At 61.7% G+C, this 21856-nt stretch carries 22 protein-coding genes and 1 tRNA gene; 8 read left to right on the plus strand and 15 right to left on the minus strand.

Annotated features, from left to right (window positions below; genetic code table 11):
• Positions 1 to 6: 6 nt before the first annotated feature.
• The 11 genes from HNQ81_RS06535 to HNQ81_RS06585 form a co-directional block, all read right to left on the minus strand.
• Positions 7 to 1902 (minus strand): PASTA domain-containing protein, encoded by a 1896-nt coding sequence (locus HNQ81_RS06535; RefSeq protein WP_183349526.1) that lies wholly within the window; start codon positions 1900 to 1902, stop codon positions 7 to 9.
• A gap of 8 nt (positions 1903 to 1910) precedes the next feature.
• On the minus strand, positions 1911 to 2306 hold the full coding sequence (locus HNQ81_RS06540) for a hypothetical protein (protein ID WP_183349528.1): 396 nt from the start codon (positions 2304 to 2306) through the stop codon (positions 1911 to 1913).
• Positions 2307 to 2319: 13 nt separating this feature from the next.
• Positions 2320 to 3228, minus strand: a complete 909-nt coding sequence (gene rsmH / locus HNQ81_RS06545) for a 16S rRNA (cytosine(1402)-N(4))-methyltransferase RsmH (protein ID WP_205240157.1) — start codon at positions 3226 to 3228, stop codon at positions 2320 to 2322.
• Positions 3228 to 3686 carry a division/cell wall cluster transcriptional repressor MraZ gene (locus tag HNQ81_RS06550; RefSeq protein ID WP_183349530.1) on the minus strand — a complete coding sequence of 153 codons (459 nt, stop codon included), beginning with the start codon at positions 3684 to 3686 and terminating at the stop codon, positions 3228 to 3230. Before HNQ81_RS06550 ends, rsmH begins: the two co-directional genes overlap by 1 nt.
• 484 nt (positions 3687 to 4170) lie before the next feature.
• The gene (gene panB, locus HNQ81_RS06555; RefSeq protein WP_205240156.1) at positions 4171 to 5001 is read right to left on the minus strand and encodes a 3-methyl-2-oxobutanoate hydroxymethyltransferase; all 831 of its coding nucleotides are present in this window, start codon (positions 4999 to 5001) and stop codon (positions 4171 to 4173) included.
• A gap of 43 nt (positions 5002 to 5044) precedes the next feature.
• Positions 5045 to 6112 carry a Holliday junction branch migration DNA helicase RuvB gene (gene ruvB, locus HNQ81_RS06560; RefSeq protein ID WP_183349534.1) on the minus strand — a complete coding sequence of 356 codons (1068 nt, stop codon included), beginning with the start codon at positions 6110 to 6112 and terminating at the stop codon, positions 5045 to 5047.
• Positions 6109 to 6729, minus strand: coding sequence for a Holliday junction branch migration protein RuvA (gene ruvA, locus HNQ81_RS06565; protein WP_183349536.1), 621 nt, complete (start codon positions 6727 to 6729; stop codon positions 6109 to 6111). The genes ruvB and ruvA overlap by 4 nt, the downstream gene beginning before the upstream one ends.
• On the minus strand, positions 6726 to 7223 hold the full coding sequence (ruvC, locus tag HNQ81_RS06570) for a crossover junction endodeoxyribonuclease RuvC (protein WP_183349539.1): 498 nt from the start codon (positions 7221 to 7223) through the stop codon (positions 6726 to 6728). Before ruvC ends, ruvA begins: the two co-directional genes overlap by 4 nt.
• Positions 7224 to 7270: 47 nt before the next feature.
• Positions 7271 to 8020 carry a YebC/PmpR family DNA-binding transcriptional regulator gene (locus tag HNQ81_RS06575; RefSeq protein WP_183349540.1) on the minus strand — a complete coding sequence of 250 codons (750 nt, stop codon included), beginning with the start codon at positions 8018 to 8020 and terminating at the stop codon, positions 7271 to 7273.
• Positions 8021 to 8065: 45 nt separating this feature from the next.
• Entirely contained in the window at positions 8066 to 8728 is a 663-nt protein-coding gene (locus tag HNQ81_RS06580; protein ID WP_183349542.1) for an SAM-dependent methyltransferase, read from the minus strand.
• 57 nt (positions 8729 to 8785) lie between these two features.
• Entirely contained in the window at positions 8786 to 10288 is a 1503-nt protein-coding gene (locus HNQ81_RS06585) for a CCA tRNA nucleotidyltransferase (RefSeq protein WP_183349544.1), read from the minus strand.
• 108 nt (positions 10289 to 10396) lie between these two features.
• On the opposite strand from HNQ81_RS06585, the gene HNQ81_RS06590 reads away from it, so the two are divergent.
• Positions 10397 to 11383: a tRNA dihydrouridine synthase gene (locus HNQ81_RS06590; protein ID WP_183349546.1), complete on the plus strand. Its 987-nt coding sequence runs from the start codon at positions 10397 to 10399 to the stop codon at positions 11381 to 11383.
• Positions 11384 to 11396: 13 nt separating this feature from the next.
• Here HNQ81_RS06590 and HNQ81_RS06595 read toward each other — a convergent pair whose 3' ends face one another.
• Both HNQ81_RS06595 and recN read right to left on the minus strand, forming a co-directional pair.
• Complete coding sequence (locus HNQ81_RS06595; protein WP_183349548.1) at positions 11397 to 12437, minus strand: thiamine biosynthesis protein; 1041 nt, start codon at positions 12435 to 12437, stop codon at positions 11397 to 11399.
• Positions 12434 to 14122 (minus strand): DNA repair protein RecN, encoded by a 1689-nt coding sequence (gene recN / locus HNQ81_RS06600; RefSeq protein ID WP_183349550.1) that lies wholly within the window; start codon positions 14120 to 14122, stop codon positions 12434 to 12436. The genes HNQ81_RS06595 and recN overlap by 4 nt, the downstream gene beginning before the upstream one ends.
• Positions 14123 to 14284: 162 nt before the next feature.
• Here recN and HNQ81_RS06605 point away from each other — a divergent pair, with 162 nt between their 5' ends.
• The 4 genes from HNQ81_RS06605 to HNQ81_RS06620 all read left to right on the plus strand — a co-directional run bounded on the left by HNQ81_RS06605 (position 14285) and on the right by HNQ81_RS06620 (position 18130).
• The gene (locus HNQ81_RS06605; protein ID WP_183349552.1) at positions 14285 to 14806 is read left to right on the plus strand and encodes a metal-dependent transcriptional regulator; all 522 of its coding nucleotides are present in this window, start codon (positions 14285 to 14287) and stop codon (positions 14804 to 14806) included.
• 162 nt (positions 14807 to 14968) lie between these two features.
• Positions 14969 to 16162: a deoxyguanosinetriphosphate triphosphohydrolase family protein gene (locus tag HNQ81_RS06610; RefSeq protein WP_183349554.1), complete on the plus strand. Its 1194-nt coding sequence runs from the start codon at positions 14969 to 14971 to the stop codon at positions 16160 to 16162.
• Complete coding sequence (locus HNQ81_RS06615; RefSeq protein ID WP_183349556.1) at positions 16159 to 17934, plus strand: chloride channel protein; 1776 nt, start codon at positions 16159 to 16161, stop codon at positions 17932 to 17934. Before HNQ81_RS06610 ends, HNQ81_RS06615 begins: the two co-directional genes overlap by 4 nt.
• A gap of 119 nt (positions 17935 to 18053) precedes the next feature.
• Positions 18054 to 18130, plus strand: a tRNA-Arg gene (locus tag HNQ81_RS06620).
• Positions 18131 to 18165: 35 nt separating this feature from the next.
• Here HNQ81_RS06620 and ypfJ read toward each other — a convergent pair.
• Both ypfJ and HNQ81_RS17785 read right to left on the minus strand, forming a co-directional pair.
• The gene (gene ypfJ, locus HNQ81_RS06625) at positions 18166 to 19023 is read right to left on the minus strand and encodes a KPN_02809 family neutral zinc metallopeptidase (RefSeq protein ID WP_183349558.1); all 858 of its coding nucleotides are present in this window, start codon (positions 19021 to 19023) and stop codon (positions 18166 to 18168) included.
• Between the two features lie 156 nt (positions 19024 to 19179).
• Entirely contained in the window at positions 19180 to 19302 is a 123-nt protein-coding gene (locus tag HNQ81_RS17785; protein ID WP_275888792.1) for a hypothetical protein, read from the minus strand.
• A gap of 92 nt (positions 19303 to 19394) precedes the next feature.
• Between HNQ81_RS17785 and HNQ81_RS06630 the strand changes: the two genes are divergently transcribed.
• The 3 genes from HNQ81_RS06630 (at position 19395) to HNQ81_RS06640 (ending at position 21855) form a co-directional block, all read left to right on the plus strand.
• On the plus strand, positions 19395 to 19868 hold the full coding sequence (locus HNQ81_RS06630) for a response regulator (RefSeq protein WP_183349560.1): 474 nt from the start codon (positions 19395 to 19397) through the stop codon (positions 19866 to 19868).
• Positions 19869 to 20024: 156 nt separating this feature from the next.
• Entirely contained in the window at positions 20025 to 20492 is a 468-nt protein-coding gene (locus HNQ81_RS06635) for a DUF1499 domain-containing protein (protein ID WP_183349561.1), read from the plus strand.
• A gap of 31 nt (positions 20493 to 20523) precedes the next feature.
• Positions 20524 to 21855 carry a replication-associated recombination protein A gene (locus tag HNQ81_RS06640; RefSeq protein WP_183349562.1) on the plus strand — a complete coding sequence of 444 codons (1332 nt, stop codon included), beginning with the start codon at positions 20524 to 20526 and terminating at the stop codon, positions 21853 to 21855.
• Position 21856 lies beyond the last annotated feature (1 nt).

Genomic DNA, 21856 nt, shown 5'->3' on the forward strand with positions numbered 1-21856 from the left:
CCATCGCTACCGCGACTCCTTTTGCAACGTCTGTTTTTTCTCAAGATTTTTCAGTTGGATGGCCTCTTCTTTCTGCAACACGATGACACATTCACCTTTTTTGGCCAGCAACTCCCCGGGCTTCGGTTCCTGTCCCGTGACCTTGCCGGCACCGACGATCCGAATCCTGACATCCGCCTTTCCCAGGGTCCTGAGGGCTTTCCGCAGGCTCATGCCCTTCAGATCCGGCATCGGAAAGATCTTGTCCTCCTCAGACAGCGAACTGACCCGGATCGTCCGGTCCAATCCGACATCGTCTTTTGCCGCGGTATAATTGACCTTCTTCCGCTCCCCGGGCGAGACGACATCGGAGACCGTCATTCCCACCTGCTGCAGGACGGCAATCCGTTGCACCACAGAATCGACCGCCTTGGCCAGGTCCTGGTCCTCCGCTTTTCTGGTTTTGACATTGACAGCCGGTTCCTTGACCACCACCAGCAGAACCAATTCGGGATGGAGGGAAGGAACGACGGTAAACTGCAGACGGTAACGATTCAGATTCCAAAGTGATTTTTTCCCGGTCGCCACCAGATTATCGGTTTCGAAAAAGATTGAATCGAGCTGGCCTGATTGCGACTGTCCCGCCAGCAATCGCATGATTTCCCTGGAAGTCTGGGCGGAAACGGTCTGTCGGCCGGTGAGGGATTCCTGCCGCCCCGGCACGGGATACTCTCTTTTGGTCTCCGGATCAACCAGCTGCGACACCGCCCTGGCCCTGACTTTTTCCCCGCTGTTCAGCAGACAGGTCACCGAGGTAAGCAGTTGCAGCGGGGTCAGGAAGCCCGGAACCGTATCGAAGCTCTCCTCCTCTTTCGACGCTATCTCATGCATCTCGCTTGATGAGGACAACAGTTTGCTGTCTTCGATAAACTCGGGCGGCAGAGGTTCGTTGAGACCTATCCTGTCCCAGAGCCGAACCTGACTGCCCAGACTCTCATCGGAGGGGATCAGACTCCACGGCAACTGGCCTCCGGAGACCTCGTTCTGGGTGTTCAACAGGGAGGCATCACGAAGAAAACGGCGGATTTCGACAGGAAGCAGGATCGGCTCAAGGAAGAGGTTGGTCAGCACATCCTCCGGATACTCCCGGTAATTATTGGGATTGTAGGAAGGATACTGCACCGACGCCACGATCGCCCCGGAACCGGCTTCCATCAGATAGGCCCCGGCCTTGACTCCCGACTGGCGGGCAACGATGTTTTCGATCAGAGTCTCGAGAATCCCCTGGATCTTCAGATCAATTGTCAGAACGAGATGGGGGAACCCCCGGAGGTGGTCGGCGTTTTCCTCACTGACCGTCGTGTGCCGGCTGAGCAGAGAATCGTAATAATACTCGATTCCCGAAAGACCAATGTCATTTTCGGCGAATCCGACAAGGTGAGCGGCTGTTTCCTCCTGGGGATAAAAGCGGGCCTTCTCCTGGCTCAGAAATATCCCGGGGATATTGAGTTTTTTGACCGATTCTTCCTGCTGCTGGCTGATGTTCTGGAAGACCCAGGTCCTCAGGGCATCTCCCTGTAATCGCTCAAGAATCTGCTGACTGTCGACCAGCAGGACGGATGAGAGCTTGGCCGCGGTCTCCTCGGCAGCCGGAATTTCCCTCATCCTGGCGCAGACTGAGACCTTTTCGAGTGATACCGCTAGTTCCTTGAAATTCCGATCATAGATTATCCCCCGAGTATCACTTCCGGAATCCATCGATTTCCGGGCGACTTCAAAAAAATCCTGTGCCTTGACGAACAGCTTGTGGAAATCGACGTAATACCAGGAGGCAGCGGCCAGTACGATCAGAAGGATGGCAAACAGGATCGCCGGTCTACGCCCGGTATTCTTCCTCGCACGTAGACGGGATGATTTTGCCATTTTTCCACTCAGAAGTACCTGAATTGTCCGGAAGCGCGATTATATCTGAGCACCTGCCCCTTATCCGGCTTTGACAGTGAGACAGAGCCGCCGGCAACCGAAGTGACCTGTTCCGGGGTCAGCAGCTGTGATCTCTCAGCCTTCAACAGACTGTTGGTGATCATCAGGTCATAGTGGAGGTCGTCGGTTGTGGCAATAGACTCCTCGACACTCGAAACCAGGAACCCGAAGAGGAGTTGAATGGCGAACACGACTGGCAACAGGACAACCAGCCCTTTGCCGATGGCCTTCCAGACCTCGACGCCGCCCGGCAGGACGATACCGCGGCGCCGACCCAGAAGATGCCGTATCCTGATTGGAACAGTGGAACGATAGTACGCTTGAGTTGATCCCTGATACAACATGACTCCTCCCCCCTCATTGTTCCGCTCTTTTGCAGGCGGCCCTCAACCGGGCGCTGCGAGAGCGCGGATTCTCCGCAATTTCCTCCGCCCGCGGCATGACGGGCTTTGCCGTGAGTACTTCCAGTTCCTTGTTTTGACGAAATTTTCTTTTCACTATCCGATCCTCAAGAGAGTGAAAGGAAATCACACAGAAGCGGGCGCCGGTATTCAACAACGGCACGGCCTCGTCAAGTATCCGGGCCAGGTTTTCCAGTTCGGTGTTGACGGCAATGCGCAGGGCCTGGAACACCTTGGTCGCAACATGGATCTTCTTCGGATGAAATCTCCGCGGCACCGCTGCCGCCACCAGAGCCGCCAGTTGCCGGGTAGTGCGAATCGGCTCTTTTTCACGCGCCCTGGCTATCTCTGCCGCAATCGGTCGAGCCTGGTATTCATCACCAAAATAAAAAAAGATATCCGCCAGTTGTTCTTCGCTACACGACGCCAGGAGGGAAGCAGCCGTAGTATCCTGGCGGATATCCATTCTCATGTCGAGCGGCTCGTCTCGCTGGAAACTGAACCCTCTTTCTCCTCTGTCCAACTGCAGCGACGACAGTCCGATATCTATCAGCACGCCGTCCACCCGATCGATCCCCAGCCCCTTGAGGCCGCTGACAATCTCGGCAAAATTGCTCCTGATGATCGTCAACCGCGTACCAAAATCCCTCAGGCGTTTGCGGCTCAGCTCAATCGCCGCTTCGTCCCATTCAAAGGCGATCACCCGACCGTCCGGTGCAGATCGGGACAATAGTGCTTCCGTGTGTCCGCCCAGGCCGAGCGTGCCATCGACATAAACGCCGCCCGGCACGGGATCGAGATACCGAAGGATCTCATCGACCAGGACTGAGCGATGGATCTCTTCGATCGCCGCTTCCACACCCATCAGAGAATTCCGAGACGGGCAAGGCTCTCGCCGAAATCGTTGAATGTCTCACCGGTCGCATCGTTCTCCCGGACCCATGCCTCCTTGTCCCAGATCTCGATCCAATCAAGCATTCCGGTCAGAACAACATCCCTCTTCAGCCCGACATCCATCCGCAGATTCTGGGGCAACAGGATTCGCCCCTGTTTGTCCAGAAGGCATTCGGTGACGCCACCGATGACATAACGGACGAAGCTGGTCATGCCCTGCTGTCCCTTCCCTTCCGTCAGTAACTTGTTTTCCAGAATATCCCAGGCGGCAAGGGGATAGGCGCGGAGGTGCTGCCTGCCCCAGGCAGTGATCATCAGGGTCTCAGATTCATACTGGCGAAGCACTTCACGAAAACGACTGGGAAAGTTCAACCTTCCCTTGTCGTCAAGCGTGTGTTCCGACCTGCTGCGAAATCTGCTCTGAATCATGAAAGCGCCCTTCTCCTCTTCCAACCACCAACAACCACCTTTCTACCACTTTGCTCCACTATATGATCTTTTATATCAGGACCAGACAGACTGTCAAGGGAAATTACATGTAACTTCGGGCAAGTAACTAAATTGACAGAGAATCCTGGAAATAACTACATGCGGGCGCATCAAGCAACTCTACACCATATGTGGTATATCAATAGACTGCAGGGCATTCGCACCGTCGGTCTGCCACCGTCAGCTCACGACCGCCGGCAACAGTCAGCAGGGCCTGATATTTCAGGCAACGCGTGAATAATGGGGCCTTGCGTCGACATTCCTGCAAAAAAGGATGTGGCGAAAAGTGGTGCGAATTGAAAACGCGATGCTGATCAAAAGAGAGGTGAGGAAGTAGAACCGGGCAGGCCCGGACAAATCGAAACTGCTAGGGGATGGAAGGCGACCCCGGCCGGGAGAGTCGGGATCGCCCAAAGGAGAGGGGCTATTCCGCCAGGAGCTGGCGGTAATCGAGGCTGTCGGCGAAACTGTGCTCCGCCCCTGGATAGGAACCGTTGCGCACCTCGCTGTTGTACTCCTCGACCGCCGCTTTGATCTGCGGCGCGAGGCTGGCATACTGTTTGACGAATTTCGGTTGGAACTTCTCGAACATCCCAAGCATGTCCTGGCCGACCAGGACCTGGCCGTCACAGTGGACCCCGGCGCCGATGCCGATCGTCGGGATCGCCAGGGACGAGGTGATGATTTCGGCCAGCCCCGCCGGCACACACTCGATGGTCAGGGCGAAGGCCCCGGCCTCTTCCAGGGCCTTCGCCTCGGCGACCAGCCGCCGCGCCGCCTCCAGGTCCTTGCCCTGGACCTTATAGCCGCCGAGCTGGCTGGCGGTCTGGGGGGTCAAACCGATGTGGCCCATGACCGGCACCCCGGCCTCGACCAGCCCCTTCACCACCACGCACATCTCAAGACCGCCTTCGAGTTTGACGGCATCGGAACCGGCCTCCTTCATGATCCGCAGGCCGTTGATCACCGCATCCCGCACCCCGGTGTGGTAAGACCCGAAGGGCATGTCGCAGATCACAAAGGCATCCGGAGCCCCCCGACGAACAGCGGCAGCGTGATGGATCATATCCGCCATCGTTACCGGCACCGTCGAGTCATATCCCAGCATGACCATCCCGAGCGAATCCCCGACCAGGAGGATATCGACCTCGCAGGATGCGAACAGTGACGCCATTGCGGCATCGTAGGCAGTAAGCACCGTGATCTTGCTGCCGCCGGCCTTCATTGCCCTGATATCTCTGATTGTTTTGCGCATCATTTCTCCTGTGTCCAGGTATTGGCTGCCTTGTCTTCGACAGTTACTGATCTTCCCTCTCCTCAAACAGCGACGGATGATTCTTCAGTCGAGACGGCGACTTGCGCTGAAAATGCTCATAGGCCTTGACGGTCGCCACCCGCCCCCGCGGCGTCCGTTTGATGAAGCCCGACTGGATCAGAAAGGGCTCATAAACATCCTCGAGAGTGTTCTTCTCCTCGCAGACCACGGTCGCCAGGGTCTCCAGGCCGATCGGGCCACCGTGGAACTTGTCGATGACAGTCAGCAGGATGCGACGATCCATGTCATCAAGACCGAATCGGTCAACCCCGAGCAGGTCGAGGGCCTCGTCGGCGACCTTGGCGTCGACCACCTGATGGCCCCCGACCTCGGCGAAATCCCGCACCCGGCGCAGCAGGCGGTTGGCGATCCGCGGTGTGCCGCGCGACCGCCGCCCCAGTTCGAGCGCCCCGGAATGATCGACGTGCATACCCAGCAGGGCGGCCGAACGGAGGACGATGGTGACCAGTTCTTCCGGCGAGTAGAATTCGAGCCGCAACACGACTCCGAACCGGTCGCGCAGCGGCGGGGTCAGCAGCCCAGTGCGGGTGGTGGCGCCGACCAGGGTGAAACGGGGCAGGTTCATCTTCACCGACCGGGCCCCCGGCCCCTGGCCGATGATCAGATCGAGCTGAAAATCCTCCATCGCCGGGTAGAGTACCTCCTCGACGACATGGTTGAGACGGTGGATCTCGTCGATGAACAGGATGTCCCCTTCCTGCAGGCTGGTCAGAATCGCCGCCAGATCGCCCTGTTTTTCGATCACCGGGCCGGAGGTGACCTTGATCCCGGCTCCCATCTCGTTGGCGATGATATACGACAGGGTCGTCTTGCCGAGGCCGGGAAATCCGTGAAAGAGGACATGGTCAAGGGGTTCGCCCCTTCCCCTGGCAGCCTTCATAAAGATATCGAGGCTGCGGCAGACCTGCTCCTGGCCGATATAGTCGGCCAACCGCTGCGGCCGCAGGGCGTGGTCGTTCACCGGTTCCCGGCTGAGCGGCTGGGGATTGACCAGGCGACCATCGACGGCGATCTCCTCTTCCCTGTTCATGCCAGCGCCCTCAACGCCTCTTTGATCATATCCTCAAAGTTCATCTCACTGAAGGTCTCCTCACCAACCTGTTTTTTGACCGTCGCCAGCGCCTGCCGGGCAACCGGGTCGGCATAGCCGAGATTGCCGAGGGCTGAAAGGACATCGTAGACTGCCGATCCCGGCCGCGCCGGGGCGGTCGCGACAATGCCGGCCAGAGACGATTCCGGCACCAGCCGACCGACCTTGTCGGTGAGTTCGACGCAGATGCGTTCCGCAGTTTTTTTGCCGATGCCGGGCAGGGCGATCAGACGCTTGCTGTCGCCCTCGGCGATGGCCCGGCACAACTCGCCGGCCGGCATCCCGGACAACATCGCCAGGGCCAGTTTCGGCCCGACACCGGCGACCGTCTTCAGCATCAGAAACAGTTCCTTCCCCTGTTCTTCGAGGAAACCGAACAGGATCAGGGTGTCCTCGCGAACATAGGTATGGATGTAAAGAAAGATATCATCGCCCTTGTCGGGCAGACGGGCGATGCAGTCGGTGGTGACATAAACCTCGTAGCCGACACCCGACACATCGACCACCACCCGGTCGTTGTACTTCTGGAGAATTCTGCCGGAAAGCGCTGCGATCATTTGGTCACCCGGAACTGGTTGGCGTGGCAGATGGCGACGGCCAGGGCATCGGCGGCGTCGACGCTGGGGGAGGCGGACAGGCCAAGGAGAACCCTGACCATGTGCTGCACCTGGTTTTTTTCAGCCTGGCCATATCCGGCCACAGCCTGTTTCACCCGGCGCGGGCTGTAATCATGGACCGCCAGACCGTTCTGCATCGCCGCCACCACCGCCGCGCCGCGGGCATGGCCGAGTTTCAGGGCCGAACGGGGGTTGGTGGCGAGAAAGACATCCTCGACTGCCGCCACCGCCGGCTGGTGCAATTGAATGACCTCGTTGACGCCGTCGAATATCTCGTTCAGTCGGTGGGCAAAGGGATGTTTCCGATCAGTGACGATCGTGCCGCAGGTGATGAAGCGCAACTGCCCGCGATCGACTTCAATCACCCCGTAACCGGTTATCCGGGAACCGGGATCGATGCCGAGGATCCGTTCCATTGCCGGCAGACCGGTCATCGCGGCGGCACCGCCGGCGGCGGGAGGTGGCGCGGCTCCATCGTCCCCTAGGAAATCTGCTCCATGAGGTCGTCATCGATATCGAAGTTGGCGTTGACATTCTGGACGTCATCGTGATCTTCGAGATTTTCGAGCAGTTTCATGAGGCTGCGGGCATTCTTCTCGTCGGTGACCTCGACCATGTTCTTCGGTATCCGGGTGATCGAGGCCTCGAGAAAGGTCAATCCTGCCTCCTCCAACGCCGTCCGGACCGCATCGAAATCCTCCGGTGCCGTCAGGACCTGGTATTCGGTCTCCTCCTCGACGACGTCCTCAGCCCCCGCCTCAAGCGCCATTTCCATCAGCTTTTCTTCGGCGATCAGGGATTTGTCGACCTGGATCAGGCCTTTTTTCTCAAACATCCACGACACGCAGCCGAACTCGCCGAGATTGCCGCCGCTCTTGGCGAAATAATGGCGGATATCAGCCACCGTACGGTTGCGGTTGTCGGTCATGCAGTCGACCAGCACGGCGACCCCGCCGGGACCATAGCCCTCGTAGAGAATCTCCTCATAGACCTCGCCGGCGATCTCGCCGGTCCCCTTCTTGATCGCCCGGGCAATATTCTCCTTCGGCATGTTCTCCGCCTTGGCGGTGTTGATCGCCGCCCGCAGCCGGGCATTGCCCTCGGGATCACCGCCGCCGCTGCGCGCCGCCACGGTGATCTCCTTGATCAGCCGGGTGAAGATCTGGCCCCGTTTGGCGTCAATCGCCCCTTTCTTCCTCTTGATCGTTGACCATTTCGAATGACCTGACATACATTCCCTATCGGTTAAGCGATATCCTCTGACCGGGGTCGCCCCTCAGTCGCTTTCATTCATCCCATCCATGCCGTTTTGATCCGGGGCGGCAGAGGCTGCGACCGTCTCCGGCCTCCGGTATTCCATCGCCAGGACAAAAACCTCGCGGCTCTCCACCCGCGAACTCCTCGGCTTGAGCACCTTGACCATCGCAAAACGCTGCTTGACCTCGTCGACAAAGGCCGGAAAGTCCTCACCCTGGAAAACCTTGCAGATGTAGTGTCCGCGATCGAGCAGCAATATTTCGGCCAGGGCCAGGGTCCTGCGCACCAGATCGATCGAATGCTGGGAATCGGCCCAGCGGTTGCCCGTGGTTTTCGGTGCCAGATCGGAGATCAGCACCTTGAAGGCCGGCCTGATCCGCCGTACCAGAGGAACCAGTTCCGGCTCCATGATATCCTGGCAGAGCCAATGGATCGGGGCGCTTCCAGGCCGGGGAGACTCGATCGCCTGCTGCAGGTCGACCCCGACCACGACGCCCTTCGGACCGACCACCTCGGCGGCAAACAGCGACCAGCTGCCGGGAAAACAGCCAAGATCGAGCACGCTGTCGCCCCGTCGCATGAACCGGTACTTTGCCTGAACCTCTTCCAGCTTATAGACCGATCTGGCCGGATATTGGTCCTTTTTGGCCTTTTTGAAATAGTAGTCCTGAACTTTACGCACGTTTTAGTCCATTTGGTTTTCTTTGACAAGACGAAATCAGCCGGATTCCGGCGGTTGTCACGGCAGCTCGGCACCGTCACCGGCACCATCGGCGATAAACGCCGTGACCCACGCGATCGCTTCCTCCCTGGCGGTGATCCGGCCTTCGACCCGCAGGGCCTCGAGCTCCTGCAGGATGGTGCGGAAGATGGGACCGGGCGACAGACCAAGTTCGGTGATCAGGTCATCGCCGGTCAGCAGCGGCGGACCGACCGCCACCGGCCGTATATCTTCTGCAATGATCTGCAGCACCTGGCCGAACAGCTCGACCAGTTCCGCCTCCATCCGCGGCGGTTTCTTTTCGCCGCGGCTGGCAAGGCTGTCGGCCATCGCCAGCAGGAAGAGGCCGTCGAGGTCGGCGCCGGCCCTCTGGCTCAGTTTCAGCACCGCCCGTTTGCTGAGCGGCTCGGAGCGGCGGACATTGCACAGGTGGAAGGGGTGCATGTGCATGGCGATCAGCTGCCCGGTCCGCTCCCGCTCCTCCTTACTCCATTTCAACCGCTCTGCAAAGAGGCGAAAGATGCGGCGGCCGATCTCGTCGTGGTTATGGAAAGTGATGCGGCCATTCTCGAATGCGACCGCCTGGGCTGCGGGCTTGCCGATATCGTGGCACAACGCCGCCCACTTCAGACAGCGGCGCGAAGGCCCAGCGGCGAGATAGGCATCCAGCCGCCCCGCCGCCTGCGGATAGTGCCGCCCCGGTTGGGCGATGATCGCCTCCATCTGCTCAAAGGCGGCAAAGGAATGGTGAAAGACATCGAGATGATGGAACTCCGGCTGCTCCACCCCCACCCCGGCGTAGAGCTCAGGAGCGATGTGCCGCAGCAGCCCAGCACCGTCCATAGCCCGAAAGGTCGGACAAGCCCGCGGCGAGTCCATGATCAACCCGAGTTCATAACTGATCCGCTCGACCGCCGGCCGGGCGATCAGGTCGGCGCAACGGCCGATCTCGGCGAGAGAGGCGGCATCGAAGGCAAAGTCCAGGCTCGCCATAAAGCGGAAGCCGCGCAGCATCCGCAGCGGGTCGTCATCATAGGCTCCGGGACAGGCCCGCAGGATACCCTGCCGCAGATCGTCGCAACCGTGCAACGGGTCGATCAGCTCCGCCTCCTTGCCGCCACCGAGCGAGTCGAACGGCACCGCCATGGCGTTGACGGTATAGTCGCGGCGGCACAGATCTTCGGCGATCGTTTCCGCCCGGCCGCGAAAACCGGCAAAATCGACGGTCAGCCCCCGCCACACAACCCGGGCGACATCCTCGCCGGACCGGCCGAGCTCGACAAAGGCGCCGCCACCGAGAAGACCGATCAGTGCCCGGCAGCAGCCGGCGGCATCCCGGGCCACGGTCAGATCGAGATCGCCGGCGGCACGGCCGAGCAGACGGTCGCGGACCGTGCCGCCGGAGAGGTAGATCCCGCCGATCTCGGCGTCCAGCCGTCGCAAGGCATGGCCGATCTCCGGCGGCCACGGGTCGAGCAGGTCCGTCAGCACCTGCCGATACGCTGTCCTTTCCTTTTGCATTGTCTTTGACTATACTCCCACCACATGTATTTCAACACCACCATACGACCAGTGTACCATACCCGGAAAGCGATGGACAGCTCCCGGCCGACCGGATGATCCGAACCGATGCCGGACAACCATAGCCCCGTCAGCGCCGGACCGCCGCCATACCTGACCCTCGCCCCGCTGCAGGGGATCACCGAGGTCCTGTTCCGCAACCTCTTCGCCCGCCACTTCCCCGGCTTCGACGCGGCGATGGCCCCCTTCGTCAAACCCCAGGGGCAGGCCCGCTTCCCGGACAGGCTGCTGCGCGACATCCTTCCCGAACTGAATGGCGGCCTGCCGTTGACCCCGCAGCTGCTGCACAACGATGCCGCCAATTTCCTGGCCATGGCCAACCGCATCGCCGACCTCGGCTACCGCGAGATCAACTGGAACCTCGGCTGCCCGGCGCCGATGATCGTCCGCAAGCGGCGGGGTTCCGGCCTGCTGCCCCACCCCGAATCGATCCTCGCCCTGCTCGACCAGGTCATCCCCCGCCTGCGGCTCGGCCTGTCGATCAAGACCCGGCTGGGCCTCCACGATAAAGGCGAACTGGCGGCCCTGCTGCCCCGGCTCGATCAGTACCCGCTGACCGGGATCATCATCCACCCCCGCCTGGGAAAACAGCTGTACGAAGGCCGGCCCGATCTCGACGGTTTTGCCGCCTGCCTGCCCTTGACCCGGCACCCAGTGGCTTACAACGGCGACATCGTTGATGTCGCCGGATTCGTCGCCCTGCAGCACCGGTTCCCGCAGGTCGACCACTGGATGATCGGCCGCGGCGCCCTCGCCGACCCCTTCCTGCCGGGGGTGATAAAGGGCATGGCAGCACCCGGCAGAGCGGAAAAGACCAGACGGATCCGGAACTTTCACGATGAGCTGTACGCCGCCTACCGCGAGCGGCTGGCCGGACCGAGCCACCTGCTGGGGCGGATGAAGCAGCTCTGGGCCTACCTCATCAGCTCCTTTCCGGGCCGGGAGAAGCTGCTGAAGAAGATCACCAAGGCGATGAGCGAGGACCAGTACCGGCGGATCGTCGAGCAGCTGTGGGATGAAGGCGAAACGGGGTAGGACTCGACTGCCGTCAGAGCATCCAGCCGGCAAAGTCTTCGTCGACCGCCGGGGCGGCGGCAACATGGCGCTCGCTGCCGGCCAGGGTGATGATGATCTCGCCGGCCCGGGGCCTGCCGTCGATCTTGCGGGCATAACGGGCGACGAGAGAAGCGGCGAGGTCGAGATCCGCCGTCAGGGCGGCCGGATCGGGGTAACAGCGGGCGGCCCGCCTGATGATCGCGATCGGTCCCGGTCGCTCCTGTATCCGCAGCACCGCATCGTCCGCCGCCGCCAGCCCCAGCAGACGGTCGTTCTCGGCCTCAACCCGGCCAACGACCAGCCAGCCGCCGCCGGGCAGGACAAACTGCCGGCCGACCAGCAGCAGACGGACATCGGCGACGGTGATGTCGGCGATCGGCAGCGCCAGCTGCCCGCCATAGAGCCGTTCGAGCCGCCGGCTGAGAATCGGATCGGCGAGGATGCAACCCCCTGCCGGTGACGGAAAATCGCGGATTCCGAACTCCCCGGCCAGGGCGATCTGGCGCGACCGGCCGCGGCCGCTGAAGTCGAGCAGGCGCGAGCGATCGACCAGGCCCTGCTGCTCCGGGTCGGTCTCCGGCAGCAGTTTGGCCGACAGCGGGCGCAGCAGGATGGAGCGGCTGCCGGAATCCCGGCCGATGACGTTGAGGGTGTCGCGCCGCTGCGACATCGGCCGCTGCCCGAGCACCTCGCCGGTCACCAGGAACGAGGCCCCGACCTCCGCCATCATCTCTTTCGCCCGCTGCAGCATCATGATCTTGCAGTCGATGCAGGGGTTGAAGTGCCTGCCGAAACCGTGCCGGGGGTGGTGCAGCAGTTCCAGATAGCCCTCGCTGATATCCTCCACCACGACCTCAAGGCCGTATTTTTCCCGGACCTCCCGGCGGTAACCCGCCACATCGGCAAGAAGGTCATAGTGAAAGAAGGGGGTGACGAACTTGACCGCCAGGACCTCGATCCCCTGGGCGGCAACCACCCTGGCCGCCAGGATCGAATCGAGGCCGCCGGAAAACAGGGCCAGGGCTTTCGTCATGCCGCCGCCTCGCCCTTTGTCAGCAGTTCCTCGGCCCAGGCCTCGGTATGGCCGGAGACCGATTCACCGGCCAGCATCCGCGACAATTCCCGGACCCGCTGCGGCCGGGAGAGCGGCAGGACCTTCGACAGGGTCCGCCCCTCCACCACCTCTTTGGCCACCTGGAAATGTAGGTGGCCGCGGGCGGCGATCTGCGGCAGATGGGTGATGCAGAAGACCTGGTGATGGGTGGCCAGTTCGCGGATCTTTCGTGCCACCGCCTCGGCCGCCTCGCCGCCGATCCCGGCGTCGACCTCGTCGAAAATGACGGTGTCGACCATGTCGCGGCGGGCGAACAGACACTTCAGCGCCAGCATCAGCCGAGACAGTTCGCCGCCGGAGGCCACCCGTGCCAGGGGGCGGGCCGGTTCGCCGGGATTGGCGGAGAAGAAGAACTCGATCCGATCCCACCCGCCGGGCCGCAGGTTGGCCGAAACCGGCTCAACCTCCTGCCAGATCACCGCGAAACCGGCCTGGCGAAAGGCCAGCGAGGCCAACTCGGTCGCCATCGCCCGCTCCATCTCAACCGCCGCCTGCCGCCGCCGGGCGCTGAGCCGGGCGGCCAACGTGCAGGCCTCGGTCTCCAGAGCCTTCGTCCGTTGCTCCAGTTCCCGGCCCCGCGCCTCCATTCCCTCCAGCTGTTCCAGTTCTTTCTCGGCCGCCTCAGCGAACCGCAGGACCTCGGACAGGGTCTCGCCGTACTTGCGTTTCAACCCCTGCAACTCATCGAGGCGCTCGCCGACCCGCTCCAGCCGGAGCGGGTTGCTTTCGAGCGAGTCCCGGTAATGACGGATTTCGACGGCATAGTCTTCGGCGAGAAAACTGTAGCCACTCAGGTCCTCGGCCAGTTTTGCCGCCTGCGGATCGAGGGCCACCACCTGCTCCATGTTGCGGCGGATCTGGGTCAGACCGTCACCGACGGTCGTCGTCAGCAACGCATAGCTCTCCTGGCTCAACCGGATCAGGGCGTCGGCACTCTTCAGCCGTTTTTTCTCGACGAGAAGCTGTTCATCCTCGCCCTCGACCGGAGCCGCGCCCCGGATCTCATCGACCTGGTACTTCAGAAAATCCTTGCGCCGTTCCTTGTCCTGTTCCTGGCGCCGCAACTGATCCAATTCGGCGTGGCATCGCTGCCACCGGTCGTAGGTCGCGGCGAATTCTCCCCGCAGCGGCCACAGATCGCCCAGGGTGTCGAGAAAATCGAGGTGCAACTGCGGTTGCAGCAGCTTCTGGTGGTCGTGCTGACTGGCGATACTGAGCAGGTCTTCCGTCAGTTCCGCGGCCTGCCGGGTCGTTACCGGGGAGCCGTTGATATGGAGCTTGCTCCGGCCGGCGGTCGTGATCATGCGCCGGATGATGACCGTATCGTCATCGCCGGAACCGTACTCCGCCAGTTGTCGGCGCAACCGGCTGTTCTCAGGCCTCAGGACAAACACTGCCTCGACGGTGCAGGTCTCCATGCCGGAGCGGATCCAGTCGGCGGAGGCCCGGCCGCCCGCCAGCAGTCCCAGGGCCCGCATCATGATCGACTTGCCGGCCCCGGTCTCCCCGGTCATGACGATCAATCCGGTTCCATCCCCCTGATCGAAATCGAGATGCAGGGATTCGATCAACGCTAGATTTTCAATGCGCAACTCACTCAACATCGGTTTTCTGTCGGTACATATGCTTGATGTTCATCGCGGCTTGACGATATGGCAAAAGGACAGTAGGTTACGGTCGTATAACAGGGCTTTGGAGACTTGGCAACCGCTTTTCCCGACGATTTTCGCCTGTAGCCCACCCCCCGCGCCTCGAAATCGACACGGATGAAAAAGAAAAAAGATCTGAGCGCCAGCCTGGAAGACTATATCGAGGCCATTCACCATATAGTCAATGAAAAGCATGTCGCCAGAAGCAAGGAAATCGCAAGCCGACTCGAAGTCAGCCGGGCCTCCGTGACCGAGGCCCTCCGGGCTCTGGCCCGCAAGGGGTTGATCAATTACGCCCCTTATCAGGCGATCACAATGACGACCAAGGGGCGGAAAGTTGCCAGGGATGTCATCTTCCGCCACGACACCCTGAAGCAGTTCTTCATCGAAGTCCTGGCCATCGACCGCAAAATCGCCGAAGAGGCTGCCTGCCGGATTGAGCACGCCGCCCCTCCCGAAGTTATCGCCCGGATGATCAGCTTCACCCAGTTCATGCAATGCTGCCCCCGCGGCGGCGAGGATCTGATCAAAGGCTTCGCCAACTTCTGCGCCGAGGGCCGGACGCGTACCAGTTGCGAGGAGTGCCTCTCCGGCTGCCTCGAGCAGGCCAAAGAAGGCCACGAAGACGTCAAGATCTGAGCCACAGGGGTCGGAATCCGGTCTCACCGTTGCGTTGCCACCCGGCCATCGCTCTCAGCGCATCGGAATTGGTTGGCGCCACGTGCATTTTCCACCAAGCCAGGTATACTAACGCGTTTTCGCAGAAGCCCACGTCATCTTTCCTTCGACCTGTCCAGCCACATGCCAGACCACAGTGATCCCACAGCCCTTTTTTCCCGTCTGCACGCCCTCGATACCGACGAGGAGCGCCGGCTGTCGCCATCTGCGACCCCGAGCCGGCAGGCGATCAGGCGCAAGGACGAGGAGCGACCGGGCTACCGCCAGCAGTTCGCCCTCGACGCCGACCGCATTCTCCACTCGCGGGCCTACACCCGCTATATCGACAAGACCCAGGTCTTCTGCCTGATCGACAACGACCATATCACCCATCGGGTCCTTCATGTGCAGCTGGTGGCGAGGATCGCCCGGACCATCGGCCGTTTTCTCGGCCTCAACGAAGACCTGATCGAGGCCATCGCCCTCGGCCACGATATCGGCCATCCCCCCTTCGGCCATGGCGGCGAGGTCTATCTTTCCCGCCTCTGCCGGGAGCACGGTCTCCCCCCCTTCCAGCACAATATCCAATCGGTCCGCTTCCTTGACCGCCTGGAACGCAAGGGCCGGGGGTGGAACCTCAGCCTCCAGACCCTGGAAGGCATCCTCAGCCACGACGGCGAGATCGACAGCGACAGCCTGAGCCCGGCGCCGCTCGCCACCTTTGCCGACTTCGACCGCCGCCTGCAGGCCAAGGAGATGGACCCCGGACTCGAACTGGTGCCGGCCACGCTCGAAGGATGCGTGGTCCGACTGGCCGACACCATCGCCTACATCGGCCGGGATATCGAAGACGCCATCATCCTCGGTCTGATCCGGCGGGACGATATCCCGGCGTCATGCCGGAACAGTCTCGGCGATACCAACGGCACCATCGTCTACACCCTCACCACCGACATCATCACCGCCAGCACGGTGCCCGCCGCCGGGGACAGAGCCGACGACATCATCCCCGCGGTCGGCTTCAGCGAGGAGATCGCCCTCGCCCTCCAGAGACTCAAGGCCTTCAATTACGAACGGATCTACCTCGCACCCCAGACGCGAAAGGACATGCCGATCATCGGTGCATGCTATGCCGCCCTGTTCACGGCCTACCTCGACGGCCTGCAATCGGGGCGCCGACTGCCCGACCAGGTCGACCTGATGACCGACATGGACCGCAGCTACCTCGACAGCCAGCCGCCGGCGGCCATGGTCCGCGACTACATCGCCGGCATGACCGACGATTTCTTTCTCAGCCAGGCAGCGGCCATCGGCTGCGCCATCCCTGAAAAACGATGAGGAAGAACATCCGCAAGTTTCTCCCGGGGGAAAACACCCGGATGATGCTCATCGCCACCTGCATCGGGCTGGGCGCCGGCCTGATGACCATCGTCTTCCGCAGCCTGGTCGACGCGGTCGATGCTCTGATCTTCGAAGGCGGCGCCAGCCTGCTCGGCATCGGCCAGGGCGGCTGGCGCCTGCTGCTGCTGCCGCTGCTGCCGCTGGTCGGCATGGTGCTGCTGATTCCGCTGTCGCTGCTCTTCCCGGGTGAGGTCAACGGCTACGGCCTGCCTGCCTTCCTCCGCAAGGTCAACCTCGAGAACGGCATTATCCGGGCACGGAGCATCGCCATCAAGATCATCGCCACCGCCCTGACCATCGGCACCGGCAATTCGGCCGGGGTGGAGGGACCGATCGCCCAGATCGGCGGGGCGATCGGCTCCCAGGCCGGCCAGTTTTTCCGGGTCTCCGGCAGCAGGATGAAGGTCTTCATCGCCGCCGGGGCCGCCGGCGGCATCGCCGGGATGTTCAATGCCCCGATCGCCGGGATCTTCTTCGCCGCCGAGATCGTCCTCCTCGGCACCTACGAGATCTCCTCCTTCGCCGCCCTGGTCATCGCCTCGGCGATGGCCACCGTCGTCACCCGCGGCTGGTATGGCGAGATGAGCGTCTTCACCATCCCCCAGTATTCGGTGGTCAACTACCTCGTCGAGATCCCCCTCTACTGCCTGCTGGCGATCTTCATCGGCCTGGCCGCAGTCCTGTTCATTCGGGTCTTCTACGCGGTCCGGGACCGCTACCGGGAGATCGGCCTTCATCCCCAGCTCAAGCCGCTGACCGGGGCCCTGCTGATCGGCTGCATCGGCATCTTTTTTCCGCAGGTCATGGGCGATGGCTACGACTACATGGAAGACATCCTCCACGGCCAGGGCATCGCCTGGGTGATGTTGACCCTGGTCCTGCTCAAGATCCTCGCGACCTCGATCACCCTCGGTTCCGGCGGAGCCGGCGGGGTGTTCGCGCCCTCACTGTTCATCGGCGCCGTCCTCGGCGGAGCCTTCGGTTCCATCACCCACCGGCTCATGCCCGATCTGACCGCCGGATCGGGGGCTTACGCCACCGTCGGCATCGGCGCCTTCCTCGCCGCGGCGACACACGCCCCAATGACCGCTATCTTCCTGCTGTTTGAAATGACCGGCAACTACCAGATCATCATCCCGATCATGATCACCTCGATCATCGGCACGGTGGTGGCCCGCAAATTCTGCGAGGATTCGATCGACACGGTCGATTTCAGCCGGGCGGGAATCAATATCCATGAAGGGCGCGAGACGGTCATCCTGAAATCGCTGAAGGTCGGGGCCGCCATCAGCGACGAGGTCGATTTCATCAGCGAGGAAGCCAATATCAAGGAACTGTTGCAGATCTTCAGCATCGGCAAGGGCTTTTATTTTCCGGTTATCGATGCTACCGGCAAGATGACAGGGATTGTCTCGCTGCAGGACGTGAAGAATATCCTCCATCGTGAGGAGAAGGAGCGAATCGCCTACAAGGTGGGGGGGATCTGCAACCGCAACATCATCATGCTGACCCCGGACGATTCCCTCTTCGCCGCCATGCAGCTCTTCGACATCAAGGGAATCGAGGAGATCCCGGTGGTGGAGAGCCTCGACGAGCGCTGGGTAGTGGGGATGCTCAAGCGCCGCGACGTCCTCGATCTCTACAAGAGGGAGGTCCTGCGACGGGGGATCAGCGCCAAGGTCGGATCACAGGGACTTGGCAGCCGTTAGCGGCGTAGCCGCGCACAAGCGCGCGGCAAGAGACCGTTGCCGCCATCTTTTCAGGCCCGGTGCCAGCGCAAGGGCTTGACCTTCACCTGCGGAAATGGTATCGGAAGGCTTCCATGCGCGCACCCGTAGCTCAGCTGGATAGAGCACCAGGCTTCGAACCTGGGTGTCGGGGGTTCGAATCCCTCCGGGTGCGCCACTCTCCTTGAATACCTCGCCGTTTTTCCTGCTTCGCTACAGCGTTTTCGCCTGGAACGTATCGCAACTGTCGATATCGCCGGATTGAAAGCCGCGTCGGAACCAGCTCACCCGCTGCGCCGAACTGCCGTGGGTGAAGGAATCAGGGGTGATGTGCCCCTGGGATCGGCGCTGCATCCGGTCGTCGCCGACATTCGAGGCGGCGTTCAGGGCCTCTTCGATATCACCCGGTTCAACGACCTGCCGCACCCGTTTGGCATGGTTGGCCCACACCCCGGCCAGGCAGTCGGCCTGCAGTTCGAGCCTGACCGACAGCTTGTTGTATTCAACCTCGGCGACCCGCCCGCGTTGCGCCGCGACCTTATCGCTGATCCCGAGCAGGTTCTGGACATGATGCCCGACCTCATGGGCGATGACATACGCCTGGGCGAAATCCCCCGGAGATCCGAGATCGGCCTTGAGGTCGTGATAAAAGGCCAGATCGATATAGACCTTGCTGTCGGCCGGACAGTAAAACGGCCCCATCGCCGCCTGGGCGAATCCGCAGGCCGACTGCACCGCCCCGGAGAACAGCACCAGTTTCGGTTCGTTGTAGGTCATGCCGGCCGAGGCAAAGACCGCGTTCCAGGTGTCCTCGGTATCGGCCAGCACGACTGAAACGAACTCGGCCAGTTCCTGCTCTTCGGCACTCGGCTGGTAGGAGGCCGACGAATCGGGGGACGATTGCTGCACGGTTTCGCCGATGTTGAGGATCAGGGCCGGATCGATTCCGAAATACATGCCGACCAGGGCCAGCAGCAGAATGCCGATGCCGCCGCCCTTGAATCCCCCGGGGATCCTGCTCCCCCGCCGGTCCTCGATATTGCCGCTTCTGCGACCTGTCTGCCAGCGCATAATTCCCTCCGCTGAAATTTGTTGTGATTGATGCCCACTACCGACTTCAAACCGGCGCCCCTTCGCGCTGGGCATGGCCTGCAACCATCGCCGACATCTTTGCCCGGATATATTCGGATACAGCGCCACTGCCGCTTACCTGCCGGTGATGTCATCTTATCCTACGATGATAGAAACAATCAACATTCCCTGTCCAGTACTTTCGAACGTCATGACTTCAGCCGGTGGAGTGGTCGACGACATTTCTGCGGCGCTGGCAGCCGATTTTTCATCGGCCACCCATTTCCTCCTTGCACGGCCGACATGAAATCAATACTGTAGACGGGAGGACGACAATCACGATGAACGAATTCTCCGCCACTGATACCCCCATGACTCGGTCCATCCCAAATATTTCACTGCTTGTCGTCGACGACGAAAGAGAATTCATCGAAATAATGGCCCAGCGCCTCAATAAACGCGGATTCCCGGTCATCACGGCGACGGAGGGAGCGACCGCCCTGCAGCATCTGGAGGAAGGTGCGGTCGATATCGTCATTCTCGATGTGGCGATGCCCGGCATGGGCGGAATCGAGACCCTCAACGCCATCAAGAAGCGTCACCCCCTGATCGAGGTCATCATGCTGACCGGCCAGGCCACCGTCACCACCGCTGTCGAGGCGATCAAGCAAGGGGCCTTCAATTACCTGAAAAAACCCTGCGAAATCGACGACCTCATCGCCCAGGTCGAATCGGCGATGAAACGCCGGCTGGGGCGCCAGGCGAAGGTCCTCGAGGTGCGGATGACCCCCTATCTCGCCCCCGAAAAACGCCGGGAAATGATTGCCGCCATCCTGAACGACTGAGGTCGGCGACGACAGCAATCGGCCGCCGGCCGCCACGGGGATCGAGCGGAGAGACGGCGCTTGCTGCCGGATCGCCGTCCCGTCGGGAGGAGTAGCGCCGGGCGGCAACAGAACCCTCGCCAGCCAATCATCAACAGCCAACAGGAGTTCCCTCTGATGACATACAAGATGATCCTTTTTCTGCTCCTGGCCCTCGCCCTCGTTCTGGTCCTCGCCATCCTCAAAAACGGCCGGACACCGGCGAACCTCGGCCTGCGCCAGGGACGTCTGTCACCTCTGCCCTTCACCCCCAATGCGGTCTCGAGCCGGACGGAGGACGAAAAACGCTACGTGCCGCCGCTTCCGTTTGCCGGCGACCGCCAGCAGACACACAGGGCCCTGCGGCAGGCAATCGGCGGCTACCCGGGCAAGGTCAGAATCGTCACCGATACGCCGTCCTATATTCACTGCGTGTTCAGCAGCGCCACGTTCGGCTTTCGCGACGATGTCGAATTCCACCTCGACGAGAGCAGCCGCACCGTCCATTTCCGCTCCGCGTCGCGCCTCGGTTACTCCGATCTGGGGGTCAATCGCCGCCGTTACAAGACCCTGGCCGCGCTGTACCGGCGCACACCCCGACAGTGACGCTTTTCCTCCCGCAGATACGGACAGAACCATGCCCAGACAGCTGCCGATGACCGGCGAAGAGGACACCACCCGCGACATCCCCCTGGCCGAAAGGGCCAGGCCCCGAGAACTGGCCGACCTCTTCGGCCAGGACAAACTGCTGCAGCCGGAGTCGATGCTCAGGCGGATGATCGACCAGGACAGCTACAGTTCGTGCATCTTCTGGGGGCCTCCCGGCACCGGCAAGACGACGCTGGCCCGGATCATCGAGCGCAAGACCCGGCACGCCTTCGTCCCGTTCAGCGCCGTGCTGGTCAAAATCACCGAAGTCAAAGAGCTGATGGAAAAGGCCCGCCGACTCCTTCTCGCCGAGGGCCGGCGGACCATCGTCTTTATCGACGAGATCCACCGCTTCAACAAATCGCAGCAGGACGCCTTCCTCCCCTACGTCGAATCGGGGGCGATCATCCTCATCGGCGCCACCACCGAGAACCCGTCCTTCGAAGTCATCCCCGCCCTGCTCTCCCGCTGCCATGTCTTCGTCCTCGAACCGCTCAGCGACAACGAGATCAAGAGCATTCTCGCACGGGCCTTCTCCCTCGTCGGCCGCGATCTGCATCTCGACGACGCGGCCCTCGCCCTGCTGGCCGCCAAAGCCGGCGGCGACGGCCGCCGGGCCCTCAACAACCTGGAGATGGTCTGTCGCAACGCCGACCGCGGCGACCGTATCGACGCCGAGACCGTCGAGAAGGCCCTGTCGCACCGCTCTCTGTTTTACGACAAGGGGGGGGAAGAGCACTACAACCTGATCTCGGCCCTGCACAAGTCGATCCGGGGCAGCGATCCGCAGGCGGCCCTGTACTGGCTGGCGAGGATGCTCGAGGCCGGTGAGGACCCGATGTATATCGCCCGGAGAATGGTGCGGCTGGCCACCGAGGATGTGGGGCTGGCCGACCCGCAGGCCCTGGTCCAGGCCATCGCGGTCAAGGACACGGTCCACTTTCTCGGCATGCCCGAGGCCAGCACCGCCCTGACCCAGCTCGTCGTCTATCTGGCAACCGCCCCGAAGAGCAATGCCACCGAAGTCGCCTACAACCTGGCCAAGGCCGACGCCGTCGCCACCGGTGGTCTCAGGGTGCCGCTGCACATCCGCAACGCCCCCACCGCACTGATGCAGGATCTGGGGTACGGCCGGGGCTACCGTTATTCACACGATTTCGCCAACCGCTACAGCTATCAGCGCTGTTTTCCGGAGCAGATGGAGGAGAAGACCTATTACCGGCCTTCAACCTTCGGTTTCGAGAAGGAGATCAAAAAACGTCTCGACTGGTGGGCGGGCCTGAGGCAGCAGCAGGAAGAACAGGAAAAGAAGGACAGATAGC

The organism is Desulfoprunum benzoelyticum (genome assembly GCF_014201505.1).
GTDB lineage: Bacteria > Desulfobacterota > Desulfobulbia > Desulfobulbales > Desulfocapsaceae > Desulfoprunum > Desulfoprunum benzoelyticum.

What these genes read in the sequence shown, in the direction of transcription:
- HNQ81_RS06535 (WP_183349526.1), bottom strand. Translation starts at nt 1,902, where the DNA reads ATGGCAAAATCATCCCGTCTACGTGCGAGGAAGAATACCGGGCGTAGA.
- HNQ81_RS06540 (WP_183349528.1), bottom strand. Translation starts at nt 2,306, where the DNA reads ATGTTGTATCAGGGATCAACTCAAGCGTACTATCGTTCCACTGTTCCA.
- rsmH (WP_205240157.1), bottom strand. Translation starts at nt 3,228, where the DNA reads ATGGGTGTGGAAGCGGCGATCGAAGAGATCCATCGCTCAGTCCTGGTC.
- HNQ81_RS06550 (WP_183349530.1), bottom strand. Translation starts at nt 3,686, where the DNA reads ATGATTCAGAGCAGATTTCGCAGCAGGTCGGAACACACGCTTGACGAC.
- panB (WP_205240156.1), bottom strand. Translation starts at nt 5,001, where the DNA reads ATGCGCAAAACAATCAGAGATATCAGGGCAATGAAGGCCGGCGGCAGC.
- ruvB (WP_183349534.1), bottom strand. Translation starts at nt 6,112, where the DNA reads ATGAACAGGGAAGAGGAGATCGCCGTCGATGGTCGCCTGGTCAATCCC.
- ruvA (WP_183349536.1), bottom strand. Translation starts at nt 6,729, where the DNA reads ATGATCGCAGCGCTTTCCGGCAGAATTCTCCAGAAGTACAACGACCGG.
- ruvC (WP_183349539.1), bottom strand. Translation starts at nt 7,223, where the DNA reads ATGACCGGTCTGCCGGCAATGGAACGGATCCTCGGCATCGATCCCGGT.
- HNQ81_RS06575 (WP_183349540.1), bottom strand. Translation starts at nt 8,020, where the DNA reads ATGTCAGGTCATTCGAAATGGTCAACGATCAAGAGGAAGAAAGGGGCG.
- HNQ81_RS06585 (WP_183349544.1), bottom strand. Translation starts at nt 10,288, where the DNA reads ATGCAAAAGGAAAGGACAGCGTATCGGCAGGTGCTGACGGACCTGCTC.
- HNQ81_RS06590 (WP_183349546.1), top strand. Translation starts at nt 10,397, where the DNA reads ATGCCGGACAACCATAGCCCCGTCAGCGCCGGACCGCCGCCATACCTG.
- HNQ81_RS06595 (WP_183349548.1), bottom strand. Translation starts at nt 12,437, where the DNA reads ATGACGAAAGCCCTGGCCCTGTTTTCCGGCGGCCTCGATTCGATCCTG.
- recN (WP_183349550.1), bottom strand. Translation starts at nt 14,122, where the DNA reads ATGTTGAGTGAGTTGCGCATTGAAAATCTAGCGTTGATCGAATCCCTG.
- HNQ81_RS06605 (WP_183349552.1), top strand. Translation starts at nt 14,285, where the DNA reads ATGAAAAAGAAAAAAGATCTGAGCGCCAGCCTGGAAGACTATATCGAG.
- HNQ81_RS06610 (WP_183349554.1), top strand. Translation starts at nt 14,969, where the DNA reads ATGCCAGACCACAGTGATCCCACAGCCCTTTTTTCCCGTCTGCACGCC.
- HNQ81_RS06615 (WP_183349556.1), top strand. Translation starts at nt 16,159, where the DNA reads ATGAGGAAGAACATCCGCAAGTTTCTCCCGGGGGAAAACACCCGGATG.
- ypfJ (WP_183349558.1), bottom strand. Translation starts at nt 19,023, where the DNA reads ATGCGCTGGCAGACAGGTCGCAGAAGCGGCAATATCGAGGACCGGCGG.
- HNQ81_RS06630 (WP_183349560.1), top strand. Translation starts at nt 19,395, where the DNA reads ATGACTCGGTCCATCCCAAATATTTCACTGCTTGTCGTCGACGACGAA.
- HNQ81_RS06635 (WP_183349561.1), top strand. Translation starts at nt 20,025, where the DNA reads ATGACATACAAGATGATCCTTTTTCTGCTCCTGGCCCTCGCCCTCGTT.
- HNQ81_RS06640 (WP_183349562.1), top strand. Translation starts at nt 20,524, where the DNA reads ATGCCCAGACAGCTGCCGATGACCGGCGAAGAGGACACCACCCGCGAC.